The sequence below is a fragment of the Flavobacterium sp. MR2016-29 genome (genome assembly GCF_015350695.1).
Classification (GTDB): Bacteria; Bacteroidota; Bacteroidia; order Flavobacteriales; family Flavobacteriaceae; genus Flavobacterium.
The window spans coordinates 1-390 of sequence record NZ_JADKPU010000026.1 but is presented as its reverse complement, the minus strand read 5'-3'; the positions used below and the strand labels follow the sequence as shown (position 1 = coordinate 390).

The window sequence follows — 390 nt, the reverse complement described above, 5'->3', positions numbered from 1 at the left end:
AACCAACTGTGCTGCGGGCGGTTCGGGCTCAAGTGTTCCTTACAGTCAGGCTTATGGTGCAGTGCAGTCAACTGTTTCACAAGCACAGGCTAACAGTGATGGGCTGGCTAAATTCAATACAGACGGACTGGCTAATGCCAATGCTAACGGGTATTGTACTTTTTACAGTGCACCTTTAAGCAGTAGTTTTACTAAAACCAACTGTGCTGCGGGCGGTTCAGGCTCAAGTGTTCCTTACAGTCAGGCTTATGGTGCAGTGCAGTCAACTGTTTCACAAGCACAGGCTGACAGCAATGGACTGGCTAAATTCAATACAGACGGACTTGCTTATGCCAATGCTAACGGGTATTGTACTTTTTACAGCGCACCTTTAAGCAGTAGTTTTACTAA

General features: G+C 46.4%; 1 protein-coding gene. It reads left to right on the top strand.

Annotated elements, in window-relative coordinates; all coding sequences use genetic code 11:
- Positions 1 to 390 (top strand): DUF5977 domain-containing protein (locus IR010_RS20015; RefSeq protein WP_194606141.1); only part of this gene is annotated, 390 nt, incomplete at both ends.